This window comes from Shewanella sp. Iso12, assembly GCF_012030025.1.
Taxonomy (GTDB): Bacteria; Pseudomonadota; Gammaproteobacteria; order Enterobacterales; family Shewanellaceae; genus Shewanella; species Shewanella algae.
The window spans coordinates 17638-42856 of the sequence record NZ_JAAUHW010000009.1; the positions used below are offsets into that span (position 1 = coordinate 17638).

The 25219-nt window shown below is 52.9% G+C and carries 27 protein-coding genes; 3 read left to right on the forward strand and 24 right to left on the reverse strand.

Translation table 11 applies throughout. From position 1 onward, the window contains the following. Positions 1-191: 191 nt before the first annotated feature. The 11 genes from acpS to rpoE all read right to left on the reverse strand — a co-directional run bounded on the left by acpS (position 192) and on the right by rpoE (position 9468). The gene (acpS, locus tag HCX89_RS14825) at positions 192-572 is read right to left on the reverse strand and encodes a holo-ACP synthase (protein ID WP_167716562.1); all 381 of its coding nucleotides are present in this window, start codon (positions 570-572) and stop codon (positions 192-194) included. Continuing rightward, on the reverse strand, positions 572-1309 hold the full coding sequence (pdxJ, locus tag HCX89_RS14830) for a pyridoxine 5'-phosphate synthase (RefSeq protein ID WP_071477137.1): 738 nt from the start codon (positions 1307-1309) through the stop codon (positions 572-574). Before pdxJ ends, acpS begins: the two co-directional genes overlap by 1 nt. 111 nt (positions 1310-1420) lie before the next feature. Beyond that, a complete protein-coding gene (gene recO, locus HCX89_RS14835) occupies positions 1421-2146 on the reverse strand; it encodes a DNA repair protein RecO (protein ID WP_115389950.1) in 726 nt (241 codons plus the stop codon). Positions 2147-2154: 8 nt separating this feature from the next. Continuing rightward, positions 2155-3144: a GTPase Era gene (era, locus tag HCX89_RS14840; protein WP_025887851.1), complete on the reverse strand. Its 990-nt coding sequence runs from the start codon at positions 3142-3144 to the stop codon at positions 2155-2157. Next, complete coding sequence (rnc, locus tag HCX89_RS14845; RefSeq protein WP_028779786.1) at positions 3141-3824, reverse strand: ribonuclease III; 684 nt, start codon at positions 3822-3824, stop codon at positions 3141-3143. Before rnc ends, era begins: the two co-directional genes overlap by 4 nt. Then, a complete protein-coding gene (gene lepB / locus HCX89_RS14850) occupies positions 3821-4735 on the reverse strand; it encodes a signal peptidase I (RefSeq protein ID WP_025887849.1) in 915 nt (304 codons plus the stop codon). Before lepB ends, rnc begins: the two co-directional genes overlap by 4 nt. 169 nt (positions 4736-4904) lie before the next feature. After that, positions 4905-6695: a translation elongation factor 4 gene (lepA, locus tag HCX89_RS14855; RefSeq protein WP_025010555.1), complete on the reverse strand. Its 1791-nt coding sequence runs from the start codon at positions 6693-6695 to the stop codon at positions 4905-4907. A gap of 117 nt (positions 6696-6812) precedes the next feature. Then, entirely contained in the window at positions 6813-7292 is a 480-nt protein-coding gene (locus HCX89_RS14860) for a SoxR reducing system RseC family protein (protein WP_025010554.1), read from the reverse strand. Positions 7293-7302: 10 nt separating this feature from the next. Then, a complete protein-coding gene (locus HCX89_RS14865) occupies positions 7303-8235 on the reverse strand; it encodes a MucB/RseB C-terminal domain-containing protein (protein WP_025887844.1) in 933 nt (310 codons plus the stop codon). Positions 8236-8244: 9 nt separating this feature from the next. Continuing rightward, positions 8245-8865 carry a sigma-E factor negative regulatory protein gene (locus HCX89_RS14870; protein ID WP_025887842.1) on the reverse strand — a complete coding sequence of 207 codons (621 nt, stop codon included), beginning with the start codon at positions 8863-8865 and terminating at the stop codon, positions 8245-8247. A gap of 24 nt (positions 8866-8889) precedes the next feature. Next, positions 8890-9468 (reverse strand): RNA polymerase sigma factor RpoE, encoded by a 579-nt coding sequence (rpoE, locus tag HCX89_RS14875; protein ID WP_025010551.1) that lies wholly within the window; start codon positions 9466-9468, stop codon positions 8890-8892. Positions 9469-9667: 199 nt separating this feature from the next. On the opposite strand from rpoE, the gene nadB reads away from it, so the two are divergent. Then, positions 9668-11278: an L-aspartate oxidase gene (gene nadB, locus HCX89_RS14880; RefSeq protein WP_025010550.1), complete on the forward strand. Its 1611-nt coding sequence runs from the start codon at positions 9668-9670 to the stop codon at positions 11276-11278. Between the two features lie 17 nt (positions 11279-11295). Here the strand turns inward: nadB and HCX89_RS14885 are convergent, their stop codons facing one another. The 10 genes from HCX89_RS14885 to rppH all read right to left on the reverse strand — a co-directional run bounded on the left by HCX89_RS14885 (position 11296) and on the right by rppH (position 19927). Then, entirely contained in the window at positions 11296-11718 is a 423-nt protein-coding gene (locus HCX89_RS14885) for a protein YgfX (RefSeq protein ID WP_025010549.1), read from the reverse strand. Continuing rightward, the gene (locus HCX89_RS14890) at positions 11699-11938 is read right to left on the reverse strand and encodes a succinate dehydrogenase assembly factor 2 (protein WP_028779782.1); all 240 of its coding nucleotides are present in this window, start codon (positions 11936-11938) and stop codon (positions 11699-11701) included. The genes HCX89_RS14885 and HCX89_RS14890 overlap by 20 nt, the downstream gene beginning before the upstream one ends. A gap of 98 nt (positions 11939-12036) precedes the next feature. Beyond that, a complete protein-coding gene (nhaR, locus tag HCX89_RS14895; protein ID WP_025010548.1) occupies positions 12037-12945 on the reverse strand; it encodes a transcriptional activator NhaR in 909 nt (302 codons plus the stop codon). Between the two features lie 16 nt (positions 12946-12961). After that, a complete protein-coding gene (locus HCX89_RS14900; RefSeq protein ID WP_037474378.1) occupies positions 12962-13345 on the reverse strand; it encodes a hypothetical protein in 384 nt (127 codons plus the stop codon). Then, positions 13342-14517 (reverse strand): Na+/H+ antiporter NhaA, encoded by a 1176-nt coding sequence (nhaA, locus tag HCX89_RS14905; RefSeq protein ID WP_025010547.1) that lies wholly within the window; start codon positions 14515-14517, stop codon positions 13342-13344. The genes HCX89_RS14900 and nhaA overlap by 4 nt, the downstream gene beginning before the upstream one ends. 116 nt (positions 14518-14633) lie before the next feature. Next, on the reverse strand, positions 14634-15428 hold the full coding sequence (gene thyA, locus HCX89_RS14910; protein ID WP_071238278.1) for a thymidylate synthase: 795 nt from the start codon (positions 15426-15428) through the stop codon (positions 14634-14636). After that, positions 15428-16255 (reverse strand): prolipoprotein diacylglyceryl transferase, encoded by an 828-nt coding sequence (gene lgt, locus HCX89_RS14915; RefSeq protein WP_071238279.1) that lies wholly within the window; start codon positions 16253-16255, stop codon positions 15428-15430. The genes thyA and lgt overlap by 1 nt, the downstream gene beginning before the upstream one ends. Before the next feature lie 37 nt (positions 16256-16292). Further along, complete coding sequence (locus HCX89_RS14920; RefSeq protein WP_062793821.1) at positions 16293-17093, reverse strand: sulfite exporter TauE/SafE family protein; 801 nt, start codon at positions 17091-17093, stop codon at positions 16293-16295. 49 nt (positions 17094-17142) lie between these two features. Beyond that, the gene (ptsP, locus tag HCX89_RS14925; RefSeq protein WP_044734950.1) at positions 17143-19377 is read right to left on the reverse strand and encodes a phosphoenolpyruvate--protein phosphotransferase; all 2235 of its coding nucleotides are present in this window, start codon (positions 19375-19377) and stop codon (positions 17143-17145) included. Between the two features lie 25 nt (positions 19378-19402). Then, positions 19403-19927 (reverse strand): RNA pyrophosphohydrolase, encoded by a 525-nt coding sequence (gene rppH / locus HCX89_RS14930; protein ID WP_025010542.1) that lies wholly within the window; start codon positions 19925-19927, stop codon positions 19403-19405. 697 nt (positions 19928-20624) lie between these two features. Here rppH and mutH point away from each other — a divergent pair. Continuing rightward, positions 20625-21299 (forward strand): DNA mismatch repair endonuclease MutH, encoded by a 675-nt coding sequence (mutH, locus tag HCX89_RS14935; protein WP_025887835.1) that lies wholly within the window; start codon positions 20625-20627, stop codon positions 21297-21299. A 123-nt stretch (positions 21300-21422) separates the two neighbouring features. After that, positions 21423-22505, forward strand: coding sequence for an adenylate/guanylate cyclase domain-containing protein (locus HCX89_RS14940; protein ID WP_025010540.1), 1083 nt, complete (start codon positions 21423-21425; stop codon positions 22503-22505). A 51-nt stretch (positions 22506-22556) separates the two neighbouring features. Here HCX89_RS14940 and oxyR read toward each other — a convergent pair whose 3' ends face one another. The 3 genes from oxyR to HCX89_RS14955 form a co-directional block, all read right to left on the reverse strand. Then, on the reverse strand, positions 22557-23465 hold the full coding sequence (oxyR, locus tag HCX89_RS14945) for a hydrogen peroxide-inducible genes transcriptional activator OxyR (RefSeq protein WP_028779775.1): 909 nt from the start codon (positions 23463-23465) through the stop codon (positions 22557-22559). A 258-nt stretch (positions 23466-23723) separates the two neighbouring features. Next, positions 23724-24089, reverse strand: coding sequence for an Hpt domain-containing protein (locus HCX89_RS14950; protein WP_025010539.1), 366 nt, complete (start codon positions 24087-24089; stop codon positions 23724-23726). Positions 24090-24237: 148 nt separating this feature from the next. Continuing rightward, complete coding sequence (locus HCX89_RS14955; RefSeq protein ID WP_025887834.1) at positions 24238-25158, reverse strand: TIGR01212 family radical SAM protein; 921 nt, start codon at positions 25156-25158, stop codon at positions 24238-24240. Positions 25159-25219: the final 61 nt, after the last annotated feature.

The window sequence follows — 25219 nt, forward strand, 5'->3', positions numbered from 1 at the left end:
GCCTGTACTCAGATGCGATTAATACACCTGATGGTTTGAGAGTACCGCAACAATTAACCAGTGACAACGCCATAAAAAAGGAGCCTCTCGGCTCCTCTCATGCTTTGACAAACTGTACTTTGACAAACCTGACAAACAGCCAGTCTGACGACTTGGACAAGGCCCTCAGTACCAGGCAAGACTTAGTTATGTTAGTCACTTAAGATTACAGTCGCCACCGCATAGTGACGTTCATCGGCAATGGACAGCAGTGCTCGCTTGGCGCCCAGTGTTTCCAGGCGCTGGCGCGCGCCATCACTGAATTCAAGCTGGGGCGCACCATCGGCATTATTGCTGATATGAATATGCTGAAACGAGACTCCACGGCCTATTCCGGTTCCCAGCGCCTTGGCAGCCGCTTCCTTGGCCGCAAAGCGCTTGGCCAGAAATCGCGCCGGTTCGCTCAGCGTCTGAAAGCGGGCATATTCGGCCTCGGTCAGCACCCGTTTGGCCAGCCTATCTCCGCCCCGCACCAACTGAGCCTCAATGCGGGCGATTTCCACTATGTCGGTTCCCAGTCCCAGCACAGCCATTACTCGCCTCTGCGACCTTCCAGCATGAGTTGCTTCATATCTCTGACCGCCTTGTCCAGGCCGTCTATCGCCGCCCTGGCTATGATGGCGTGGCCGATATTCAGCTCATGCAACTCTGGGATGGCAGCTATCGGCTTCACATTGTGATAGTGCAGCCCGTGCCCTGCGTTGACCACCAGGCCCTTGCCATGAGCATAGGCCGCCATTTCCGTGATACGGGCCAACTCCTCACTCTCCTCTTCGGCGCTGTGGGCGTCGGCGTAGCGGCCGGTATGAATTTCTATCACGGGCGCACCCACGGCTACGGCGGCATCTATCTGCTCGCGGTTGGCATCGATAAAGAGTGATACCTTAATGCCCTGTTCGGCCAGACGTTTAACAGCCGCGGCGATTTTCGGCTGCTGACCGGCAACGTCCAAGCCGCCCTCTGTAGTAAGCTCCTCGCGTTTTTCCGGCACCAAACAAACATAGGCAGGCTTAACCTCACAGGCGATATCCAGCATCTCTTCGGTGACCGCCATTTCCAGATTCATCCGGGTCTTGAGCGTCTTGGCCAGCAGATAGACATCGCGATCCACTATGTGGCGTCTGTCTTCACGAAGATGGATAGTGATCCCCTCGGCGCCGGCGTGCTCGGCAACGGCCGCTGCATGCACAGGATCCGGGTAATGGGTGCCACGCACCTGCCGCAAGGTGGCGATATGATCTATATTCACCCCTAACAAGATTCTATTCATCTTTAACTCCTTGATAATTCCTGGAATGCACCAGCCTGTTCGGCGGTATAAAAGCAGTTTCTATTCTCTGCCATTGTAACGGCAGCATTTGAAAAAAGCGGGCTGAAGAGCTCATTTCTCTCCTCGACTGGACGGCTGTGGGGCCCTTGGCGAACTCCCCCCCCTGCGGGCAAACAACTGCCTGCTGAGCAGTGGCTTATCACCGAGCAGAGGCCGGAGCAATTGCCGGGTCAAGACTTTGGCGGCTTGCCAATCCTCTTGCTGAAGGCGATTTTCTGCCAATGCCAATAGAGTGCTTCCCGGTAGTGCCTCTTGTCGCTTGGCATCACCAATAAAGGGGATGAACCCCTGTTCGGGAATGAATCTGTAGCAGCCATCGGCTTGGATATCGGCGCCATCAGCATCCTTCACCAATGAGGGCATGCAGCCAAGCTCGGATAAGAGTCTGAGCTCGAAATAGCGCAGTGTTGTCTGCTCAAAGCCCTTGGCCAGCGCCAGCAGGCTCTGATGATAACTGAAAAACAGCGCTTCGCCACTCTGGTGGTTGCCCAGTACCCGCACCAAGAGTTCATTGAGGTACATTGCCGCATATAAAGCGTCCCCGGACAGGGGCACTGCCGGGGACGCACTCTCAATTTGAGTCAGGGTTCTGAGGTCGCTGCGGCCACTCAGTTGGAACAGCAGCGGCTGAAACGGTTGCACTATGCTCTTTATCGAGCGCTTGCCACTGCCGACTCTGGCAACGGCGTCGACCCGACCAAGGCCATCCACCAGCAGGTTCAACAACATGCTGGATTCCCGATAGGGCCGGGCGTGCAGCACATAGCCTCGCAGCATAGTCGGCCTCAGTCTTCGCCGTAACCCAGGCTGCGAAGGGCACGTTCATCATCGGCCCAGCCCGACTTCACCTTGACCCAGACTTCCAGGAACACTTTGTTATCAAATAACTGCTCCATGTCCTTGCGGGCCTCAGTGGCGATAGTGCGGATCCGCTCGCCCTTCTTGCCGATCACCATGCGTTTCTGGCCGTCGCGTTCAACCAGAATAAGCGCATTGATCTGATAGACGCCATTCTCCATCATCTTGAACTGCTCGATTTCCACCGTGGCATCATAAGGCAGTTCATCACCGAGAAAACGCATCAGTTTTTCACGGACGATTTCAGAGGCCATAAAGCGTTGTGAACGGTCGGTTATATAGTCTTCCGGGAAATAGTGCACGCTCTCGGGCAGTGACTCTTTCGCCAGCGACATCAAGCGGCCGACATTGGTACCCGACTTGGCAGAGATAGGCACAATTTCATCGAAGGCATATTTCTGCCCCAGGGCTTCCAGGTGCGGAAACAGTGTCTCCTTATCCTTGATATAGTCGACCTTGTTCACCGCCAGCACTGTCTTGCGCTCACTGCCGCCATGACGCAGTTTATTGAGCACCATTTCGTCATCGGCGGTCCAGTTGAGACCATCGACCACAAAGATCACCATGCAGACATCGGCCAGCGAGCTGGCGGCGGCGCGGTTCATCAAGCGGTTAATGGCGCGCTTTTCCTCTATGTGCAATCCAGGGGTGTCGATAAAGACTATCTGCGATGGGCCTTCGGTGTGGATCCCCATGATCCTGTGGCGGGTGGTTTGCGGCTTACGGGAGGTGATACTCACCTTTTGGCCGAGCAAACGGTTGAGCAAGGTGGACTTGCCGACATTGGGGCGACCGACTATGGCCACCATACCGCAGTAGGTAACATCATAGGCGGGTGTCGGTGACTGCTGGTTCATCTTGGCCAGCAGTTCATCCAGGCTCGGCTCCTGGGCCGGTACCTCTGGGGTCTTACTCATTTTTTCAGTAACTCCAATATCCCAGCAGCGGCTTGCTGCTCGGCTTTTCTGCGTGAACTGCCGGTGCCGGATACGGCTTGAGCCAGCTCTTCGATACGACATTCTACGGTAAAGGTCTGATCGTGCGCCTCGCCGGAAACCGCCACCACTTTATACTCAGGCAGAGGTTTCTTATAGCCCTGCAGGTACTCCTGCAACTGGGTCTTGGCATCTTTCTGGCTGACCCCGGGTTGAATCGCCTTCAGTCGCTGCTGGTACCAGCCCAAGAGCAGTGGTCGACAGGTTTCCAGATCTGAGTCCAGGTAGATGGCACCTATGATGGCCTCCACCGCATCGGCGAGAATGGATTCGCGGCGAAAACCGCCGCTCTTGAGTTCGCCCGGGCCCAGGGTCAGATAGTCACCCAGCTTAAACTCCTTGGCGATTTGTGCCAGGGTATCACCGCGCACCAAGGTGGCACGCATCCGGCTGAGATCGCCTTCGGTCGCCTTGGGGAACTGATGATACAGGGCATCGGAAATCACTATCGACAGGATAGAGTCACCGAGGAATTCCAACCGCTCGTTATGCTTGTTGGCCGCACTTCTGTGAGTCATGGCCTGCTCCAGCAGCGCCATGTTATTGAATTCATACCCCAGAGTACGACACAGACGGGCAAAATTCTTCACAGGTTCTCTCACTTCAAACCACCTACACGTTCAAAACGCACACCGCTTGGCACCCAGGTAGGTAACCAATCCTGAGGCTGGCGCTCAAACTCAAAGCTTATCCAGATTGCCACAGCCTTACCCACCAGGTTGGCTTCAGGCACAAAGCCCCAGAAACGGCTGTCGGTACTGTTGTCGCGGTTATCGCCCATGGCAAAGTAGTGACCTTCAGGCACGACAAACTCGCCTTGAGCAAAGCCTGGCTCACGGTAATAGAAGGCCGATGGCTCTGGGCGGGCCGGGTTGATCAGAATATCGTGCGTCACCTCACCCAGTTGCTCGCGAAAACGCAGCAGATCCACGCCGTCATCCTGGAATTCGCCTTTATTGACCGGTGCTCTCAATACCAGTTTAGGGCCTGGACAAGGTTGTTGCTCTTTACAGGCTTCCTGAATATAGAGTTCCTTGTTGCGATAGATGATCTTATCGCCTGGCAAACCGATAACCCGCTTGATGTAATCGACCCGCTCATCTTTAGGGTATTTGAATACTATGATATCGCCGCGCTCCGGCTCGCCGGTTTCCACCAGCTTGCTGCGCCATACAGGATCTTTCAGGCCATAGCTGAATTTTTCCACCAGAATGAAGTCACCCACCAGCAAGGTTGGCATCATGGAGCCGGAAGGGATCTGAAACGGCTCGTACAAAAAAGATCTCAGGATTAGCACAAAGGCTATCACAGGGAAAATGGACTTGGAGGTTTCCACATAACCTGGCTCCTGAATGATTTTTTCAGTGACTTCATCGGTCAAGGTGCCATTTTGCGCTTGGGCCAATGCCAGTTTAGCCTGACGCTTGGGGGCCAGCACAAAGGCATCGAGTGCCCAGATAAGGCCACTGACCAAGGTCACCAGCACCAGAATAATGGAAAAATAGGCTGCCATTGGTTATTTAACTCCTGCCTTGTATTAAATTGGAATAAGTCTTGTCAGCTTTAGTTAGTTTACCCATATTTGCCGTTCCAGGGACAGGTCTCCCCTTAAACTAACTAAAGCGCCGCAAAATGCGGCGCAAATGAGATGTTGCTATCCAGGGCGCCGTGGCGCCATAGGATCACTCGTTCAGTTTCAATACCGCCAGGAAGGCTTCCTGTGGAACTTCCACGTTACCGAGCTGCTTCATCCGTTTCTTACCTTCTTTCTGCTTCTGCAGCAGTTTCTTCTTCCGGGAAACGTCACCACCGTAACACTTGGCGGTTACGTCTTTACGCAGTGCTTTCACGGTCGAACGGGCCACAATCTGACTGCCCACTGCAGCTTGGATTGCAATATCAAACATCTGCCGCGGGATCAGCTCTTTCATCTTCTCCACCAGGGCGATACCACGGTGGCGTATGTTGCCCCTGTGGATGATCATCGCCAGAGCATCGACTCTGTCGCCGTTGATCAACACATCCAAACGCACCATGTCGGCCGCCTGGAAGTAGACAAAGTTATACTCGAGCGAAGCATAGCCACGACTGGTGGACTTAAGCCTGTCAAAGAAGTCCATCACGACTTCGGCCGCCGGAATATGATAGGTCAGTGCTACCTGGTTGCCGTGGTAAACCATATTCTTCTGTACACCGCGCTTTTCAACACAGAGGGTGATCACGTTACCCAGATAATCTTTGGGCACCAGAATATTGGCTTCGACAATAGGCTCACGCATCTCTTCGATATAGTTGAGTGCCGGCAACTCGGATGGGTTATCCACATAGACAACATCGCCATTGGTCAGTTCAACTTCATATTCCACAGTCGGTGCCGTGGTGATCAGATCCAGGTCGTATTCCCGCTCCAATCGCTCCTGGATGATCTCCATGTGCAGGAGTCCCAGATAACCAATACGGAAACCAAAGCCCAAGGCGGTGGAGTTTTCCGGCTCAAACTGCAGTGAAGCATCGTTCAGGCTCAACTTATTCAGCGCATCACGGAAGCTTTCATAGTCGTCGGTAGAGATGGGGAACACACCCGCGTATACCTGAGGCTTCACTTTCTTGAAGCCAGGCAGAGGCTTGTCTGCACCGTGTTTGGCATGGGTCAGGGTATCCCCCACAGGGGCACCATGAATCTCCTTGATACCGGCGATGATAAAGCCTACTTCACCGGTTCTCAGTTCAGTTTTTTCTGTCTGCTTGGGTGTGAAGATCCCCACCTTGTCGGCGTTGTAAGTCTGGCCTGTGCTCATGACCTTGAACTTATCGCCCTTCTTGAGCACGCCGTTCTTGATCCGCACCAGAGACACAACCCCTTGGTAGCTGTCGAACCAGGAGTCGACGATCAGAGCCTGCAGCGGCCCTTCCGGATCACCTTCCGGTGGCGGAATTTGTGCCACTATGGTTTCCAGCACTTCGTCTATGCCAACACCAGTCTTGGCAGAGCAGCGTACAGCGTCTTTAGCTTCAATGCCGACTATGTCTTCAATCTCGGCCGCAACCCGCTCTGGCTCAGCCTGAGGCAGGTCAATCTTGTTGAGTACAGGAACGACGTCCAGATCCATTTCCAGCGCGGTATAACAGTTCGCCAGTGTCTGGGCCTCAACCCCTTGACCGGCATCAACCACCAGCAAGGCTCCTTCACAAGCCGCCAGCGAGCGGGAAACTTCATAGGAGAAGTCAACGTGCCCTGGGGTATCGATGAAGTTCAGCTGATAAGTTTCACCGTCTTTTGCCTTATAGTCGAGTGTAACGCTCTGGGCCTTGATGGTGATACCGCGTTCGCGCTCCAGATCCATTGAATCCAGCACCTGAGCAGCCATTTCACGGTCGGTTAAGCCGCCACAAACCTGGATCAGGCGATCTGAGAGGGTAGATTTGCCATGGTCGATATGGGCAATAATCGAAAAGTTTCTAATATGTTTCATTATGCTGCAATGACTAAATTCTAATGGGAGACTGTGCTCAAAGGTGCGAAATTGTACCCGATTGCTGGGCCAATACCAATTAGATTCACACTTTGAGCCTTTGTGGGAAGGACAGGATTAGTGGCAGTGAGTTTCTGAAGCGCTCTCCATGGCTTGGCCAAGATTGGCGAGAATGACAGGTTGAGCCCGGTTTTCAATCCTGCGTGCCTGAGACTTGCCCAGTTGCCAAGCCAGCAAGGCAAAGGCGATCGCCATGGATATGGCGCCGCCATCTGTACTGAACCCGGCGAGTGAGGCAACAAAGCGCCCCAATAACCCGCCCATAAACAACCCGGCCAAAGGCAGCATGTAAACCAACAGAGCCGCCTTGAGCACTACGCTTTCCGGCAAGCCCAAACGCAGTAAAGTGCCTTCGGGATAAGTTTCAGTGCTGGGCAGGGAAAACTCTTGCAGCCGACTGCCAAATGCCTTGGCAACTGCCGAAGTGCCGCAGGATTCGCTGCTGGAACAGTGATTGCAGGCGCTCTTCAACTCCACCTGCACCTTGACCCAACCATCACTGTCTGTACCTATGACCTTAGCCACCTGTTCCATCATAACCCTGTCCTCACTCCAGCCTTAGGCCCGAAGCGATACGGATAAGCGTTTGTGTCGGCACCTTACCGACTGCAACCACTTCCAGGTTACCGACTCGGTCAGCCGCCATGGAAAGGCCATTACGGGTCATCAGTTCTTCCGGCATGGGCGCATCACCGGCGCGGGCAACATAGACAGAGATATTGCTGAGGCCATCGGTGAGGGCAATGTATTCCACCGGCTCATGACTGCCTATCAGGCGATGGTGATCGCGAACCACCACCTGAAAACCGGGCGGCAGCCAATCAAATTGCCAGTTCTGGCCATCTTCCCGCTCTGATGGATTCATCACCGCCGGCCATTCCTGCTTGTAGGCTTCCACCAGCAGAGGTGCGGTTTCCTGCAGTTCTATCAATTCAATGACCAACAACTGCTCCAACAACTGCTTGTCCTGATTCAGCATGTCATAGCGCAGCGGCAGAAAGGTTTCCATATCCATCCACACCTGGAAACCATAGCGATATTCATCATTGGGTAAAATGCGAACCATCTGTCCAGGACGTCCGGCAATACGACTGCGGCCACCCAGCACCAGTTGGTACCCGGCTTCGAGGTCGCCACTGTCACCGAAGAAGGCTGCCGGCATCACCCCTTGAATACGCTTGGCTTTGATGCTGTAGGCGGGCTGTTCGTGTTCGATAAAGGTCACTGTATTGCCGACACGAACGGCATTCTTTGGCGGACCATTGAGGTGTTCGAGAAAGGCCACTTCCTCGCCGTTGACTTTACCGTGCAGGTATACCAAAGGCCGAATATTATCGGCCTGAAGTTGGATGAGAGAAATCTTGTATTCTTTTTCGCGCAGAGCCTGACTCATTTTTTCAAGCCAGGCTTTGGCGGACATATCATCCTGCGCGAAGGCAGGTACTGCAAAGGCCAGAATGGCCAGGAGGAAAAGGCGCAAGAGATTTCCTTAACGATTCATAGGAACAGGAACGACCTCATTATTGTTATCCATAACCACACCGGCATTCAATCTCTGTTGCAACATATGATCCTGAATATAGCTGTTGATCCTGCGACGTTGCTCAATCAACTGCTCATTGGTATAGCCCTGTGGCTGCTGAACCGGCCCGGTTTGCAGGCTAACCGGTGAGGCGCTGCCCACCAAAGGACGGGTAATAAGCACAGGGGATGCAGGATCCTGGCTTTCAGGTGACTGGTTGTAGTTCTGAACACCAACAATGGCAACCATGGCAACGGTGGCAGCAATCGCATACTGGCCAAACTGCTTGAACATGGGGATCACTCTAGCACCGCTGGCAATCTGACGCTGAGGCTCATCGGCCACAGATACCTGGGTTGAGGTGACAGGTGCGACAATCGCCGGCTCCTTGTCGATAGCGGCCGCAATACTGGCGGACAGATCCAAGGGGATAGCGGAAGGTAACTCGCCACGCATGGCATCACCGATAAGATGATAGTTACGCCACTTGTCGTGAGAAGCAGTGTCACCAGCCAGTTCTGCCAGCGTCTGAGCGTCGGTTTCGCCGTCCACTGCCGCAGAAACCCACTCCTGACCTAATTTATCCATTACTCACCTGTCTCTATTAAAGGATCATCTTTCCAGCAAAGGCTGGAGCTTCTTGTCTATGGCTTCCCGGGCACGAAAGATACGGGATCTCACAGTACCTACAGGGCAATCCATCACATTGGCAATATCCTCGTAGCTCATACCATCAAGCTCACGCAAGGAGATAGCCATCTTTAACTCTTCCGGCAGCGATTCGAGAGTGTCGAAGACAGTCTTCTTTATCTCGTCTGAAAGCATCAACCGCTCAGGAGAGGCGAACTCTTTCAGGGCATCACTGCCATCGTAAAATTCGGCTTCATCGGCATCAACATCGTTCGCAGGTGTTCTGCGCCCCTGTGACACCAGATGATTCTTGGCCGTATTTACTGCTATTCGGTACAACCAGGTATAAAAGGCACTCTCACCGCGAAAATTAGGTAACGCCCGATAAGCCTTGATAAAAGCCTCTTGCGCCACGTCTGCTACATCGGCCTGATTCCGTACATAACGGGATATCAGATTGATGACCTTACTCTGATACTTCTGTACCAGCAGGTTAAAAGCGTTTTTATCGCCACGTTGTACGCGCTCAACCAGTTGTTGATCACTTGTTTGTCCACTCATCCGAGCCGACTTCTCCCAAATCTTATAATGCTGATTTCTCAGTCGCTCGAATCATATTCACTTATGTAGACTAGCGTGCTTCGAAAAAGTTCTGATGTTTTGCAAAAAATGTACTGTGAATATCCTGAGCTGAGTTGTATCCATCCCTTGCGAGTTGGTTTACCATAACCGAACCCCCAGTCACATCTCATGATACCCGATGAAACAAGTAGTTGAACACCAATCTGACGTCCTGGTCATAGGCAGTGGTGCAGCGGGCTTGACTCTCGCCCTTCACCTGGCTGAAAAAACCAAAGTCATTTTACTCTCCAAAGGTCCTCTCAACGAAGGCTCAACCTATTATGCCCAAGGTGGCATAGCCTCGGTTTTCGACGAGGAGGATACCATAGAATCCCACGTGGCCGACACCTTGGTCGCCGGCGCCGGACTCTGTGATGAAGCCGTGGTAACCTACACCGCCGAAAATGCCCGCGCCGCCATGCAATGGCTGATTGAATGCGGTGTTGCCTTCGATAAGGAAGAAAATCCCGATGGCAGCATCAATGACAGCGCCTACCATCTAACCCGCGAAGGCGGCCACAGCCACAGGCGTATTCTGCACGCCGCCGATGCCACCGGCAAAGAGGTACAGACCACACTGCAGGAGATGGCCCAGGCACACCCCAATATTCTGGTACTTGAGCGTTACAACGCCATAGATTTGATCACCACCCGTAAACTGGGCCGTCCGGGCAACCGGGTATTGGGCGCCTATGTCTGGAACCGTAACCTTGAGCAGGTTGAAACCATCAAGGCCAAGTTTGTCGCCCTGGCGACCGGCGGCAGTTCCAAGGTTTACCAGTACACCTCAAACCCGGATATCGCCAGTGGCGATGGTATTGCCATGGCCTGGCGTGCCGGTTGCCGGGTGGCCAACATGGAATTCAATCAGTTCCACCCAACCTGTCTATATCATTCAGATGCCCGCAATTTCCTGCTGACAGAAGCTTTGCGTGGTGAAGGCGCCTATCTGCGCCGTCCCGATGGCAGTCGCTTTATGCCTGACTTTGATGAACGCGCCGAACTGGCGCCCAGAGACATAGTAGCCAGGGCCATAGACTATGAAATGAAGCGCCTCGGTGCCGATTGCGTCTATCTGGATATCAGCCACAAGGACCCGGAATTTGTCATCAAGCATTTCCCCACCATTTACCAGCGCTGCCTGGACTTAGGGATAGATATCACCAAGGAACCTATCCCTGTGGTGCCTGCCGCTCACTATACCTGCGGCGGGGTAATGACAGATTTTCACGGTCAGACAGATCTCAATGGCCTCTATGCCATAGGTGAGGTGGCTTATACCGGACTGCACGGTGCCAACCGCCTGGCGAGTAACTCCTTGCTGGAGTGTCTGGTATTCGCCCGCGCCGCTTCGACCGATATTCAAAGCCAGCTAGGTAAAATTGCCATGCCCGGCAATATCCCGGCCTGGGATGAAAGCCAAGTATGTAACTCGGATGAAGAAGTGGTTATTGCCCACAACTGGCACGAGCTGAGACTCTTTATGTGGGACTATGTGGGGATTGTGCGCTCAGACAAGCGTTTGGAGCGTGCCCTGCGCCGCTGCGCCATGCTGCAACAGGAGATCCAGGAGTATTACAGCAACTTCCACGTCAGCAACAACCTGCTGGAATTGCGCAACCTGGTGCAAGTGGCCGAGTTGATCATCCGCTGCGCCATGGCCCGCAAGGAAAGCCGCGGCCTGCACTGTAATATCGATCATCCGCAGAAACTGGAGAATCCGCAGCCGACCATTCTGCAACCTGAATAACTTGGGCGGGAATGAGTTCAGTTAGCGGACTTTGAGCGCTGCAACAATAGACGACACAGGTGACGATAGTCTGTGTCGTCAAACATATCGGCAAACAGCCAGCAACGCCCGTAGTTATCCTCCCCCTGATAGGTAAAAGTCACCACAAAGGGGCTGACCCAAGGTCTGCCACTAAGTTCGAAACTCGAACCGGGTTCGAACTGTCCTTCACCCAATTCATTAAGCCAGAAACAGAGTTGCCAGCAGCGCAAACGCCACAGCGCAAGGCCAAAGCCTGCCAGCATTAGCAGTAAACATAGGTATTTGAACAATAAATAGAAAGGATAATCCAGCGCCGGCCAGGCAAGAAAGCTGCTCAGGCAAATAGCAGCCAGCACCGTCAGACTCAGATACTGGCTGAAGGAAGAACTGAGTTGAAACCTATGGCGCTGCCCGGCCACGAACGCGCACTACCATCTGTGCCAGTTGCGGATCCGGACATTGCTCATGCCCCATAAACCAGGCAAAGAGCTCAGGATCTTCACACTCAAGCAGACGAACAAATAAGGCCTTATCCTCAGGGCTCAGAGTCTCGTAATGCTGTTCCACAAAGGGTTGAAACAGTACATCAAGCTCCAGCATACCACGGCGACATGCCCACTTAACTCTGGGGGTACTCATCAAGTCAGACACCTATCATGCTCCAATCAAGAATTTTGTCGCAAGTTTACATTCTGGCGTCTGCGCTGTCGAATATCCGCCTTAATCATCCACCCGTATCAGAACTGCTGCACCTGAAGGTCACGACCGGCGAACAAGTCACCAAAATCGGTTTCCAGCAAGCGCTGCACCGCCGGATGCTGGATCATCCGCTCGGCGAACATCACATGATATTCCTCTTTGATCTCCATGGTTTCACCGAGCAGACGTATGTTGTGCTCGAGAATATCTTGCTGATAGATGGAGGGGGCGACAAATATCCCCTTACGGAAATAGCCAAAGGCCTTCATCATAGCCGCATCGTCAAACTCACCGAGAATCTTGACATTAAGGCGTTTCTCATCAAACCAGCGATAGAGTTGCTGGCCCAGAGAAGTACGCCGGCTGGGGATCAGCAAGGGCCCCTCTTCCAGACACTCGGGAAAGCCACTTTTAAACTCCTGCGCCGAGAAGAAGGCAATACCGCACTCCCCCAACTTCTTGGAGAGAATTTCCGGATACTTGAGAGACTCACCGGCGCAGTCCGACAGTATCATATCCAGTTTATGCTCCCTGAGCCTGGCCATCAGGCTTTCGTGGGTTGCCTCATAACAGGCCAGGTGCATGGAACTGTTGGCCGGGATCACCGACATCAGCACCCGACTGGCCAACGCCTTGGAGAGAGCATCGGCAATACCCACCTCAAACAGGATGGATTCATCCTTGCGATAGTTGAGCACATCAAGCATCTCATAAGAGAGGCTGAACATTTTGTCGGCGTAACGAAACACCAGCTCGCCCAATTCAGTAGGGGCCAGGTTGCGCCCCACCCGCTTGAACAGACTCCCCTTGAGCCTTTCTTCCAGCGTCCTTATCTGGCCGGTAATGGTTTGGGGAGTTAAACAGAGTGTCTCGGCAGCCTTGGTCACTGAGCCTTGCTTATGCACCATCCAAAAATAATACAGGTGGTTGTAGTTCAAATGAGACATAGGCTGCCCCGACTCCTTACTTCAAACGCTGACAGTCCAGCAAATTATTTACGGCAAGCTGTAGTGTATCTATATCCTTGACCTCACCGCTTTCAAAGGCTTCGCTGATACCCTGTACCAGTTGATCCCTATCCGGGATCCTGTCCAGGCAATACTTGCGATTGGCTTCCTGAAAGCGCTTTCCTCCCCGATACTTAAGGGCGCGGGCTTCATAGCCGTTGCTGTCCAGGCGAGCGCCTACCGCTTGTGGCTTATACATGAGGGCACCATCAACAACGCCTTCGAGGTAACTCTGACACAGGGCTGCTTCCTTGTCTGCAATACAGGCTTCTATCTGTGACGCCTGAGCCAAAGGGGCTAAGCCCGCCAGAATGAGTCCGGCCATTATGCTTGTTTTCATTCCTTTTCTCCTTTTTCAGGTAACACTTTTGACAGCCAGAAATAGCCCACGACTGCCGCCAACATAGATCCGATCAGGATCCCCAACCTGGCCAAATCGCTATAGACAACGCCACCATGCTCAAATGCCAGAGAGGCAATAAACATCGACATGGTAAATCCTATACCGCACATCACAGCCACAGGCATGATATGGCGCCAGGCAATGCCCTCAGGCAACTCAGCCAGACGCAACTTAACCGCAATAAAACTGAACAACACCACACCAATCGGCTTACCGAGCAACAGACCCAATGCAATACCCAGAGGTACAGGCGATACCAGGCTTTCCAGCGACATGCCCCCCAAGGCTACCCCGGCGTTGGCAAAGGCGAATACCGGCAGGATCAGGAAGGTGCTCCAGGGGTGCAGCGCATGCTCCAGGTGCTCGGACGGTGAACCACCTTGCTTGTCGCGCAGCGGAATACAGAAGGCGATGATCACCCCGGCCAAAGTGGCATGAACCCCGGACTTGAGTACGGCGACCCAGAGAATGGCCCCCAGTACGCCATAGGCTCCAAGCGCGGTCACACCGCGGCGGTTCAAGGTAACCAAACCTATGACGGCAGCGGCGGCAATCAAGAGGCTGATCATGGATAGATCACTGCTATAGAACAGCGCAATAATAACGATTACACCCAGGTCATCTATGATTGCCAGCGCCAGCAAAAACACCTTGAGCGCCACGGGAACCCGGTTACCCAAAAGTGCCATGATCCCCAGCGCAAAGGCGATATCAGTCGCGGCCGGAATCGCCCAGCCCCCCTGAGTCACAGGATCATTGGCATTGAACAGCAGATAGATAGCGGCCGGAACAACCATACCACCTATAGCGGCAAAGGTTGGCAGAGATGCCTTGGAAACACTGGACAGTGCCCCCTCCAGCAACTCACGTTTGACTTCCAGACCAATCAAGAGAAAGAACAGCGCCATCAGACCATCGTTGATCCACAGCAGCAAGGGCTTGTTGATATCCAGGGCCCCGAGACGCAACTGCATCGGGGTATCCAGAAAACCTTGATAGAGGCCGGAAAGCGGTGAATTAGCCAGGACCATAGCCAAAGCTACAGCAATCAATAACAAAATACCGCCGGCAGATTCCTGGCTCAGGAAATTCCGAAGTGCCTTTTCCATACTAAACTCCCAAAAACATAATTGATTTGAGTGTAGTAGATGGATTTAAGTAAGTATAATCGAAAGTTTCTAAGGAATACCTCGAGATATGCGAAGTATTCCACGAAAAACCCGGTTTAGATAGCGACAGGCGCCTTAATATGAGGATGAGGTTCGTAACCGGACAACTCGAAATCTTCGAATCGGTAGTCAAAAATTGATTCGGGTTTACGGGTTATTTTCATTTGCGGCAAAGGCTTGGGCTCACGGCTGAGTTGCAGCGCCGTTTGCTCCATATGATTGGAGTAAAGGTGGGTATCACCGCCGGTCCAAACAAAATCGCCCAATTCAAGATCACACTGCTGCGCTACCATCATGGTCAACAAGGCGTAGCTGGCGATATTGAACGGCAATCCCAGGAACACATCACAGCTGCGCTGATACAGCTGACAGGACAACTTGCCATCGGCTACATAAAACTGGAAGAAGGCATGACAAGGTGCCAGCGCCATCTTGTCGAGCTCGGAGACATTCCAGGCCGAGACAATCAAACGTCTGGAATCCGGCTGTGACTTAATCTGCTCTATCACCTGAGTGATCTGATCGATATGACCACCATCGGGCGTTGGCCAACTGCGCCACTGAGCGCCGTAAACCGGCCCCAGATTACCGGCCTCATCGGCCCACTCATCCCAAATCGTCACTTTGTTTTCACGCAGATAGGTAACATTGGTGTCCCCTTTCAGGAACCAGAGCAGCTCATGGATGATGGAGCGCAGATGGCACTTCTTGGTGGTCACCAAGGGGAACCCCTTACTGAGGTCAAAACGCATTTGGTAGCCAAATACAGAGCGGGTTCCCGTGCCGGTACGGTCACTCTTGTCGGTACCGGAATCTAAAATATGTTGCATTAAATCAAGATATTGCTGCATTACTGCTTGTCCTTCACCACGCCGGCCTGCGGCGCATTACGCATTAACAGATAGAGTCCAAAGAGGATCATGGGCACTGACAGTATCTGTCCCATGGTCAAAAAGCCCAAATAAAGCCCGAGTTGGGCATCTGGCTGTCTGACCGTTTCCACTATGCAGCGGAAGATACCATAGCCGAGCAAAAACATCCCGGACACGGCTCCTGTCTTGGGACTGCGTCTGCTGAACCATTGCAGCAAAATAAACAGCGCTACCCCTTCGAGGGCAAATTGATACAGCTGCGAAGGGTGACGAGGCTCGGGGCCGCCGGAAGGAAACACTATTGCCCAAGGTACATCTGTGACTCGGCCCCAAAGCTCGCCATTGATAAAGTTACCAAGACGCCCGGCGCCCAGGCCAATGGGCACCACGGGGGCCACCATATCCGCCACCGCGAAGAAGCTGCGCTTCTGTTTCCAGGCGATGTAGAGCATGGCCAGAATAACCCCCATCAAACCGCCGTGGAAGGACATGCCGCCTTCACTGATCTTGAATAGGTACAAGGGGTCTGCAATAAAGAAATCCAGATGGTAGACAAGCACATAACCTATGCGGCCCCCCAGGATCACCCCGAGAAAAGCGTAAAACAGCAGATCCGATACCTGTTCGCGGCTCCATACCCCCTTGGATCTGTCAGCCATACGGTTGAGCAGTATCATAGCGGCCAAAAAGCCCAGCAGATACATGAAACCATACCAACGCAAAGCCGGTTCAAAAGTCTGGCCGAACAGCTCAAAGGGGCCAAAAGATACGATCACAGGATCAATATTGGGAAATTCTAAAGCCATAACAGAAAGACGATTCCTAAATTAACTACGGCGCAGATCAGGCCAGAATAAGTTTAAGACCCACAACAACCAATAAAAGTGCAAATATTTTCTTCAGTACCGGCGTCGGCAAAGTGCTGGCCGCTTTTACACCCACAGGCGCCACCAACATTGAGGAGGCAATAATGCCCACCAAAGCCGGCAGGTAAATGTATCCCAGAGTGCCGCTTGGCATATCCGGGGCGTTCCAGCCTGCGATAACATACCCTAAACTCCCCCAAAGGGCGATGATAAGGCCGGTAGCCGATGAAAAACCCACCGCCTGACGCATCTGCAGCCCACACCAGGTGAGGAAAGGCACCAAAAGCACCCCACCACCAATGCCCATCAAGGCGGCAATAATGGCAATAATCGCCGAGACTATGAGTAAAACGGGAAATGGCGGCAAGCCCTCTTTCGCCGATGGGCGAAAAGGGAATGCCATCTGGACGGCCATTAATATTACAAACACGGCAAAGGCGCGGCGCAGATCATCGGCCGGGATCAATTCGGCGATAAACCCCGAACACAAGGCCCCCAGCGCCAGACCAGGCAACATGGATTTAAACAGTGGCCAGGGAATATTGCCGTGGCTGTGATGGGCGCGGGCCGATGAAAAAGAGGTCAAAATGATGGCCGCCAACGAAGTGGCAATGGCAACATGGGGCAACTGCGCGGCGGGAACTCCCACCTTGGGTAAAATATACAACAGCGCCGGCACCACAATAAGACCACCGCCTATCCCCAACAAGCCGGCCATAAAGCCGACAAAGGCCCCCAACGCCAGACAAACACCGAATACCCAGAGAAATGTGTCCACAGAGGTTCCTTAATTCTTGTTGTTATTCCATACACCCGCCACGGCAGGTTCAGTTGAGAATGGCCGCCAGCTCTCTTTGCCCCAAATAATCGTGCACCAGTTGCCGCACTTCACTGCCGCTCCTGAGTGTCAGCGCCTCGGCCAACAACTGCTCGAGTTCACTGCTGCGCACTCGCCGCAGCAGATAATTTATTCTGGCCAAACTCCCCTGGTTCATACTCAGGCGGTTATAGCCCATGGCGACAAGCAGCAAAGCGCCGCCGGGTTCACCGGCCAATTCGCCACAGACACTGGCACCTAGGCCATATTGACGGCAGGTCTCCCGCGCCTGTTTCAGTGAACGCAATATCCCAGGATGATAGCTGTCAAACAGGGCGCTGACCCTGGGGTTGTTGCGATCTACCGCCAACAGATATTGGGTCAGGTCGTTGCTGCCGACGGAAACAAAATCAACACGCTTGGCGACTTCATCCAGTTGAAACAGCAGCGCCGGCACCTCCAGCATAATGCCGACCTTGGGTCTTTTCAGCTCAGGGTTCACATCCGACTTAAGCTCGGAATAAGCCTGTTCGATATATTCCAGCGATTGATCTATCTCATCGAGATTACTGACCATGGGCAGCAAAATATGCAGTTGCTCACCGCTGCCGCTGGCCTGGAGCATGGCGCGAATTTGCACCAGAAACAGCTCGGGATGGTCCAGCGACAAGCGAATGCCACGCCAGCCCAAAAATGGGTTTTCCTCCTTGATGGGGAAATAAGGCAAGGGTTTGTCCCCGCCCACATCCAGGGTGCGCATCACCACGGGCCGACCGGACGCCGCCTCCAGCACCTGGCGATACACCTTTACCTGCTCAGACTCGCTGGGAAAGCGCTGTTGCAACATGAAGGGGATTTCGGTGCGATACAACCCAATACCATCGGCGCCTTCGGCGATTTCCGAGGCCAAACCGCTTAGCAATCCGGCGTTCATGTAAAGGTGAATACGCTTGCCATCGACCGTCTCGGCCGGCAGGTTCAGCTCTCTGGCGTATTGCCGCTGCAACGCTCTCTCGGCAGACAATAAACTGCGGTACTCACCGACCACGGCCGGAGACGGTGACACCATCAGCTGACCGCGAGTGGCATTGAGCACCAAAAGCTTCTTGTCGATGTCGGCAGCCAAGACCTGGTCGACCCCTGTGATGGCCGGTACACCCAGCGCCCGGGCCAGAATAGCGGCATGGGAGTTGACCCCGCCAAGCTCTGTCACTATCCCGGCCAACTTTTGCCGCGGAAACTCGGCCAACAAGGTAGTATCCGCCTCACGGGTCACCAGAATAACCGGCTTATCGGCATTGAGCTCCAACCGTTCCGGCTCAATCAACTGGCGCAGCACCTTCTGCCCCAGGTCACGGATATCGCTGGCCCGCTCTTTGAGATAGGGGTCTTCCATCGCCATAAACTGGGTGATGTAACGCAAAGACACGCGACTGACCGCCGACTCGGCGCACCAACCCGCAAGCACCTCATCGCGATATTCGCCCCCAAGGCTGGCCTCTTCCAGCAAGAGTTGCAGCGCCGAGAAGATAGACACCACCTCTTCATCCTGCTCACGGTCAAAACGCTGTGCCAGGGTACTCAGGGTGTTACGGCAACGCTCGATTGCTGTCTTGAGGCGCTCAAGCTCATTGGGGATATCTGCTGCGGTTTGATCCGGCTGCTCCAGTGATATCTGCCCGCCCAGCACCAAAGCATGGGCAATGGCGATACCATTGGAGGCCGGCGTGCCCTGAAACAGGATTTGCAGCTGATCTTCCTTGACGCTGGCTTTTTGTTTGAGGCCGCGAATGGCCATGGCCAACTGCGCCGCCAGCGTCATTAGAAAGGCTTCTTCCCCTTCACTGAACTGACGGGCACTGGGCTGCTGCACTACTATGACGCCAAGCAACTGTTTCTGATAGATAATGGGCGCGGCGAGAAAGGCGCGATATTCCTCTTCGGCCACTTCGGGAAAGAGTTTGAATCTGGGATGGGCTCTGGCATCAGCAAGGTTGATAGCTTCTTCACGCTCGGCAACCAGGCCTACCAGACCTTCGGTCAACGGCATGCGAACCCGGCCGACGGCACTGGGTTCCAAGCCATCTGTGGCGGAGAGGACCAACTCATTTTTATCCAGAATATAGATAGAACAACACTGAGTGCTCATGGCGGCCTTTATCTGGCCGACCAATAGCTCAAGGGCAGCCTCAAGATCCCTTGCGGCCGCAACTGCCTGAGTAATATCCCTGAGCGTGTTTAACACCTGTTCCCCCTTTCGATATCAAACCTCAGCCTGCTGCTCTTTGTCGTCCCCGTCGGCGTGAAGGCTCCCGTGTCTGCAATGCCAGAGCCGTGGTGGCGAACTCTTTCATAACCTTACGGTAGACGTCACGTTTAAAAGATACGACCTGACGCACAGGGTACCAATAACTTACCCAGCGCCAGTCATCGAACTCAGGATGGCCGGACGAATTCAAGTTGACGGCACTGTCCTGACTCTTGAGCTGGAGCAAAAACCATTTCTGCTTTTGGCCGATACAGACAGGCTTGCTGTCCTGGCGCACCAAACGCTTTGGCAATCTGTATCGCAACCAGGAGCGGGTGGATGTCAGTATCTGCACATGTTCCGGCCTGAGCCCTACTTCTTCATACAGCTCTCGATACATGGCATCTTCAGCGGATTCACCGTCATCCAATCCCCCTTGGGGAAACTGCCAGGAGTGCTGACCGAAACGCCTGGCCCACATTACTTGGCCAAATCTGTTACAGATAATGATGCCCACATTTGCGCGAAAACCGTCGCTGTCAATCACATGGACTCCGAAAAAGCGATAAATTTCAATGATTCGATTGTTTCACAATCCCACGTCGGCAGCAATTCTCTATTTACGGCTTTTTCTCTGGATAAGCAAATGGAGTTTCCCACTTTATCAACAACCGCTCTGCCATGTTTGAGTGGATATCCACAAAAACTGTGGATATCTCTGTTTGAAACTCGACTGAACTTCTGGAAACGCTGTTTTTTGCAACCCTTACAGTCTAAGCCCAAAAGTAAAAATCAAAACAAAATCACTTTAAATACAAAAAGATAGATACATAAAAAAGAAAGCAATCGACAGCAACCCTATCAACAGAGCACTTTTTAACCAACGAGTAATCAGAACCGACTTGCGGGCAATATCACAAAACTTTATTCACACCCCATGGCCAAAAACTTGGCTTAAAGGTCCAAAATGGTGTCAAAACCCGGTTGACACTCACCATTATTTGCTTTATTGAAGCCAAAAATACTCAGTTATCCCAAAATGTTGTGGATAAGTTTGTTGGCAACACAGGGGAAATCGGCGAGTAACTCAGGAAAACCATTATTCGGCGGTCAACCAAAAACACTTTAGCCAATAAAAACATTAAGATACAAACTTGCACACAGGGGATTGGCTTGGTTTGCACAGTGGCGGTCGGTTTTTGTACAACCTTGTTATCCAGTGCCGCTCAGGTAAAATCAGCGCCATGAAAACCAATATCATGCCGCCAAGCTCATTGGCACAACTACTGCAGCGCGCTGACGATATCGCCGGGCTGACTCTTGGACAGCTCGCCGAATCCTTAGGGGTAGCCGTGCCCAGAGACTTTCGCCGCGACAAAGGTTGGACCGGACAACTGCTGGAACTGGCATTGGGGGCGACAGCGGGCTCCAAACCTGAGCAAGACTTCCTGCATCTTGGGGTAGAGCTTAAGAGTATCCCGATAGATGAGCGCGGCATGCCGCTGGAAACCACCTATGTTTGTGTCGCGCCGCTGACCAATATCTCAGGACTGCGCTGGGAACAGAGTCTGGTGTATCACAAGTTGCAGCGGGTACTGTGGATCCCGGTTCAGGGAGACAGAGAACTTTCCCCAGGTGTTCGACGTATCGGCTCACCGCTGCTGTGGGAACCCAGCACCGAGGAAGACAGGCTATTGCGCCAGGACTGGGAAGAGATCATGGAGCTTATCAGCATGGGCAAAGTCAGCAAGATCACCGCCAGGCACGGTGAGGTATTGCAGCTCAGACCCAAGGCGGCCAACAGCAAAGTGTTGACCGAAAGTATTGCCGAAGACGGCAGTATTCAGATGACAAACCCAAGAGGCTTTTATCTCAAGACCCAGTTCACCAAAGGACTACTTGAGCGCTTTTTTGGTTGATATCGACTCTAATCCGCACTTGCCTTGATTAAGATCACAATTACCACTGGAAATCAGAGGGGTATATTCTATAAACTAGCGCATCCTGAGAAGGCCCCTTAAATTTAGGATAGATTTCACCTCGTGAGAGCGCGTCGCCAGGCCAAAAAGCTTCTGTTTGCCATTATGGCATGGACGGGAGCCATGGCAGCTTTTGTATTTTTTCGCTATGCCCAAACCACTGAGCTACCTCAGTGGGCTGTCGGCTCGGCGGATCTCGCGACCCTGGCCGCCTACATGGGAGTAATTTTCGGCAGTCTGCATTGGATGTCGAACCTGATAGCCGATTTCAGTGCCATCAATCGCCTGCCCTACGTCTTCTCCGTCATCTTCAAAGGGCTGTTTCTGCTCTTGGGCGCCACTACTTTGGCTTATATGACCCAGTACCTCAATATGTGGGCCATAGAGAACCATATGGCGACCTTGAGACAGATGCTGACAGTGCATATCCTCTATAGCCCCTCATTCCAGGCGCTAATCATCTATCTGGTGGTCGTACGGGTCGGGCTCGCCTTTATCGAACAGATGGCCCTGCTGGTGGGGCCCAGGATCCTGCTGAATATAGGTCTGGGTAAGTATCATAAGCCCAGATACGAGCAGCGACTGTTTCTCTATCTCGATATGGTGGCTTCCACCACCCATGCCGAATCTCTGGGGGATTACCGCTTCAGTCGACTGATCCAGGACAGCTTCAGCTTACTTTCCGACACAGTCACCAACAATGATGCCGAGATCTATCGTTACATGGGTGACGCTGTGCTCATTCACTGGCCATTGGAAGACGGCATCATCAACGACAGATGCATGAACATCTACTTTGAATTCAGCCAGCAGCTCAATTGGCAGCGACGCTATTTTGAAGAACATTACGGCTTTGTTCCCAAGTTCAAGGCGGCAGCTCATTGCGGCCAAGTGGTTGCAGCCGTGGTCGGGGTGCAAAAGCAGGAGATCAGTTTCTTCAGCGACGTGCTCAACACCTTGGCGAGACTGCAGGATCAGTGTAATCCCTTAGGACAAAGGATGCTGCTCTCCGGCGCGCTGGTAGCGAGGCTGGAAAACGACGACAGTGAGTATCAGCTCACCAATCTGGGACCGGTCAAGCTCAAGGGAAAACAACACTCCATTGAAGTTTTCGGGGTTAAGCCCAAACAAGGTAATCAGTCATAAAAAACGGCCCATCAAAGGGCCGTTTTTTATTGATATGGATTGAATCCAAGCCTAAACCTGCTGCTGCAGCAGCTGCTGGATCTCCAACCCCAAAGTTCTGAAGGTCAGGATCCGGCTGGTTGTCTGACGCCACACCAAGCCTATCTCACGAAATGGTGCCTCCCCTGGAGGGCTCATCACCGCAAGATCCGTGTCTTTCAATATCCCTGCATCTATCGCCATCTGCGGCAGGAAAGTCGTGCCCAGTTTACTGTTCACCATCTGTACCAAGGTATGCAAACTGGTGGCGGCAAAAGGATTGACCTTGGCGCTGTCACCCAACTGGCAGGCACTGATGGCATGACCGGTAATGCAGTGCTCACTCTGCAACAGAAAAATACTCTCATCCGGCAGCGCCTGATAGTCCACCGGTTCATGAATGTCGGCAGACAAGTCCTTGTGCACCACCATCTTGAAAGGGTCAATACCCACCTTCATGCTGTGATAGCCGGAAGTATCGGCCGGCAGAGCCAACAACAACAGATCCAACTCGCCCTTACCCAAGGCAGTCAACAAACGCTCTGTGGTGTCCTCTTTGAGCAGCAGACTCAGATCCGGATAAGACTTCTGGCACTGCTTAACTACACGGCTCAGCAGGAACGGGGCAATGGTGGGAATACAGCCAAGCCGAATCTCCCCTGTCATGGGGGCGCCTTGGTTCTTCACCAGCTCCACCAGATCGTCGACATCGGTCAGAATTTTCAGCGAACGCTGCACCACTTCTTCACCAATAGCAGTAAACATAAAGGACTTGTGGTCCCGCTCGATCAGCTGATAGCCCAACTGCTCTTCCAGATTCTGGATCCCGCTGGAGAGTGTCGATTGGCTCACATGGCACACCTTGGCCGCCCGGTTGAAGTTCTGCTCCTGATGCAGATTCACCAGATAATAGAGGTTTTTCAAACTGGGTAAGTGTTTCATTTTGTCGATTACCAATTGAGTAATGCATTAGAAAGTTCTATCTAATCTAACACAAAAAGTCTGCCGAGCAGCAGTATCAAATCAGGAGTGTGACCGAGGCGATAAATCATCCAGGTAAGAAATCCATCACTGAAGCGGAAATAGCAGAAAACCCAAGCCTTGACTGCTAAGGTTAAGGTAATAGAAAAGGGGTAGTGGCGGGAGTTTCTAAGTACTTTGGCAGCGCCGGAGCTTCTCTCCGGCACCCAAGGCCGGAATTTATGCTTTGGCTTCGAGGAAAGACTTAAGTTGCTGCAGATCTTCACCGGCATGTTCAACAATGATTGTCAGCCACTCTTTGTGCCCGGCTTCCCATTCTGCTTCTTCACCGTGTTGCAGTTGCTGTGCTGTCTGTTGGATCCGTTTCAATCCTACAGAGCCGGCAGCACCTTTGAACTTGTGAGCCTCGGCACACAGGGTATCCTTGTCTCCGGCCGCCTCGGCCTTTTGCAGGTTCGCGACATACTCTGGCAGCAACTGTTCAAATAACACCACACTCTTGAGTAAGGTGCCGGCACCTATAGCACTACAGTACTGCTCCAGGGTATTGAGATCTAAGATAGTATCCAGTTCAGTTGTGGCCATGAAGGCGCTCCTCGAATGTGTCAGATTTACCACATCATACCCGCTAAAATTGCAGGTGCAACTTATAGGCGTCAAACGGGTCAAAACTTTCTTGCATTTAACATTAGTGATACAAAAAGCGAGAACAACTCATACAAAAGTTTATAGGCTATTGATTTAAATTGATTAACCCAGAGCCCTGCCCGCCCTTGGCCGCCAACTCATCCACCAGTGCTACCAAACCTATCCAGCGCTGAGCGCACCAATCCGGCGCCAGCAACACGGGACGACTGGCATAGGCGGTCACCCGATGAAACACTATCTCTTTTGGCGTATGACGGATCAACTGCGCCGCACTGATAACATACTCCTCCAGTGTCGGCGGCTGCAACCTGCCCGCTTCCCAGGCCTTGGCCATGGTACTGCCGGCCACTATATGCAGGGGGTGCAGTTTAAGACCATCCACTCCAGAGTCCAAAACCGCATCCAGAGTTTGTAGATGCTCCGTCATACCTTCTCCCGGGAGTCCGAGGATCAGATGAGTACACACCTTGAGTCCGCGACTACGGGCTCGTAAGACGGCGTCCTGATAGACGGCAAAGTCATGGCCACGGTTAATCCGTTTGAGCGTGGCATCGTGAGCACTCTGTAAACCCAGCTCCAACCAGACTTCACTGCCGTTTTGTTGATATTGCGCCAGCAGATCAAGCACTCTATCCGGTACGCAATCCGGGCGGGTACCGACACACAAACCCACTACCTGCTCGCTCTGCAGCGCCTCATCGTATTTACGCTTGAGCTCGGCATACTCTTCATAGGTACTGGTATAAGCCTGGAAATAAGCCAAAAACCGCGAAGCCTTTGCCTGCATCTTCTGTTTGCCGGCCTCGAGCTGAGCCGCAATCGACAAGTCGGTTCCATGTTCATGACTGAAGGATGCGACATTACAGAAAGTGCAACCACCGCGCCCCAGAGTTCCGTCGCGATTGGGACAGGTAAAACGCGCATCCAGAGTCAGCTTTTGTAACCGTTGACCAAATTGTTGCCGGCAGTATTGACCAAAGGTAGTGACAAAGTCGTCCAGTCCCATTTGCTTCTCTCAAAAAAGTCGCCAGTCTAACGACTCCTGTTCAGGGCCGCTCTGCTCCAGG